This is a genomic window from Sphaerochaeta sp. S2, assembly GCF_016406725.1.
Classification (GTDB): domain Bacteria; phylum Spirochaetota; class Spirochaetia; order Sphaerochaetales; family Sphaerochaetaceae; genus Sphaerochaeta.
This window is the reverse complement of record NZ_JAEKNT010000209.1, coordinates 1-2763: the sequence shown is the minus strand read 5'-3', so window position 1 is coordinate 2763 and position 2763 is coordinate 1. Positions and strand designations below refer to the sequence as shown.

Here is a 2763-nt window from a genome sequence, read left to right as displayed (position 1 = left end):
CATTGCACACTTTCCACAACTGATACATCTATCCCAATCAATTTCCACATAGCCATATTCATTCTTCTTCACTGCATCGACCGGACATGCCTGCTCACAAGGTACAGGAATATGCACAACTGCATGGAAAGGGCATACCTCCATGCACTTTCCACACCGGATACACCTGCTCTCATCAATATGGGCCTTGCCACCAGAGAAAGTGATACAGTCCTTGGGACAGTTGGCAAGACAGGGACGGGCAAAACATCCACGACAGGCATCACTGATCATGTACCGGTCGGGAGGACAGGAAGAGCAGGCAGTACTGATTGTCGTCAACAGGGGGGACAGGGGCTTGTCTTCCTCCATGATTTCCCTCACATAGGAGGAGAGACTTTTCATCTCATCATCTTCCTTCTCTATATCAAAACCCAGGAATGCCATAATACGGTAGCGAACCATTGCCCGCTCCTTGTAGATACAACACCTGGTAGGGATACGTTGCTTTGGAATGAGTTGAATGGGAATCTTATCCACATTCTGGGTCAACATATCCTGGAAGAATTGCTTGAGCACCTCAGTGTGCACCTGTCTCTTGATCGTCGTATATTGGTTATTCAATTCAAGCATGGACGGCCTCCAGCAATGCCTTGCATAGCTTCTCCTGCGTCATTTCACCAAACACCTTTCCATTAATCTCAACATAGGGTGGCCTTACCTCCATCGAATCATCCTTGCACCCCCCAATGCAGGAGATGCCCTGGATATCACACCCAGCCAAGACAACAGGATCCAAAAAGTCCTGGTAAAGCAATAGATCGGCCCCACCTTGTACAAAACATGCAGTCCCCACACAAATCCTGACACTCACCTTCTCTTTCTTTCCCATGACCATATCTCCTAAATATACTCTAAAGAGGTCTCTTTCAAATAATTGTCTTCCAATGCCCGTTGCAGCCTTCCAATCAAGGTCCTACGTATCCCGATCTCCACAGGGATACTGGGATCCTGATGTGCTTCATTGATTTTCGTCCCAACAATGAAGTGTACTTGATCACTCTCTTGCATCACCTGTATGAACTTCTTCACTGCATCATTGGGTAGCGTATATGCTGGTTTTTTCTGCTCCAGTGCAGTGGCTACCTTACTCAAGGTCAACATCCCTTCAGTCACCAGATCCAGCCCTTCCATCATGGAACAAGGAGGCACTTGTGGTGACCAACAGCTCATATCCACCTTCAGCTGCCGATTCATGATCCTGCTGACAATCTGTGCGGTAGTACCCCCACTGACGATCCGCTTTCCCTCGAATCTCTGGATTTTCTCAACCAGTAAGGGATCCTGTTCCTGCTTGAAAGGAGGTCCTGTCACTACCAGTGTTCTCCTGGGTTTTCTCACATATACGACCATGCAGGTTATATCGTCTTTTGCACTCAAACGATCCAATCTGTGGGCATGCGATACAACTTCCCTTGCAAGGTCGTGGCTGGAAATATCCGGGTCCCTTTCAATCACCTGCTGGGCAAATGACCGGACCCCCTCAAGACGCCACCCCAAGGGAAGGGACTTTCCCATCCCCGCTTGGGTAACTCCATCGCTGAAGATCAAGAGACGGCTTCCAACCGATAGCTTTAGGTGAGAGTGTCCCAGCACCTCCTGCTTGAACGCCCCATCCCTTCTGAGATCAATCTTCTCCCGCTCCCACTGAACAGGAGTACCCCCCTGGAACATCAGTGCTGAAGGATTGTCATACTCAACAAGGTTCACCAGTACTTCATCAGTATTGCTTCTTCTCAGATCTGCAATGGTAAACGTAGCATAGCTGATCTTCCTCTCCTTACACACAGGAAGTGTATTCATGATGATTTTTGCCGAACGCGTCAGATCCATGGGACTGAAGCTGAGCTTATGGGCCATACGTGCAGTAAGGCTTGCCAATACATTTGCCTTTACCCCACTGCCAAGACCATCACTGAGCGTGCAGACAATCTGGGCAGATGCATCCTGCCTGGAAAGAAGGAACACATCCCCCCCAATTTTCTGGCCGTGCTTGTAGATTTGTGCATAATCCACATCAATGAATACGTCGTTCATGACCCTTCCTGCATATAACCGTCCCGTTCCCCGCTCGGGGGAACCTTGAAGGCATCGATAAGGCTATTAAGCATGATCTCAGTCTCTGCTGCATTCTCCCCAAGCAAGGATGCAATCTGTTGGACGGTCTCCAAACTTCTCTGGATAACATCCTCAGCTTTCTTCACCACGGTCTCACGACGTACGGTAGGGGTGGTGATGTCTTCGAATAGAGCTCCCACCAGATGCTGTTTCTCAACTGAGAAGAACGTCACCTTGAGAAACGTATCCTTGTAATGGAGTCGGTACTGCTGCACCGAGGGAGAAGTGAACTGGTTATTGAATTTCTCGTAAAACGGGACAAAACGCTTAACAGGCAATCCGAAGACCAGATTCAACTGGGATGGCTCCAAAGGGAAATCAATATCTCCAAACAGCTTGAGGAAGTTGCTGTTGCAGTCGACAATCTGGAGTTGGTCATCCACAATCACCACTCCCACCGGGATGGTCCTGAGCAGTACAACCATCTTGCTTTGGGCTTCCTGCCTCATCTTGGTTACACACATCTCCATATCAGCCATCCCATCAAGATAGGCAATGGCCATCTCCCTGCAGCTGTTGTAACCACACCCCCCACAATTCAACTCATCAGAGACATCCCTTTTCCCCAACAACTTGAGTGCTTGGTCAATTTCTTCTTCACTATGA

Annotated in this window: 4 protein-coding genes; all 4 read right to left on the bottom strand. The window is 48.7% G+C overall.

Translation table 11 applies throughout. The features are described 5' to 3' along the window. Positions 1 to 612: 4Fe-4S binding protein (locus JF818_RS05870; protein WP_198891053.1), on the bottom strand; the 612-nt coding region annotated here is incomplete at its 3' end. After that, positions 605 to 871, bottom strand: coding sequence for a hypothetical protein (locus JF818_RS05865; RefSeq protein WP_198891052.1), 267 nt, complete (start codon positions 869 to 871; stop codon positions 605 to 607). The genes JF818_RS05870 and JF818_RS05865, both read right to left, overlap by 8 nt. A gap of 11 nt (positions 872 to 882) precedes the next feature. Next, complete coding sequence (locus tag JF818_RS05860) at positions 883 to 2076, bottom strand: SpoIIE family protein phosphatase (protein ID WP_198891051.1); 1194 nt, start codon at positions 2074 to 2076, stop codon at positions 883 to 885. Beyond that, positions 2073 to 2763 (bottom strand): (Fe-S)-binding protein (locus JF818_RS05855; RefSeq protein ID WP_198891050.1); only part of this gene is annotated, 691 nt, incomplete at its 5' end. The genes JF818_RS05855 and JF818_RS05860, both read right to left, overlap by 4 nt.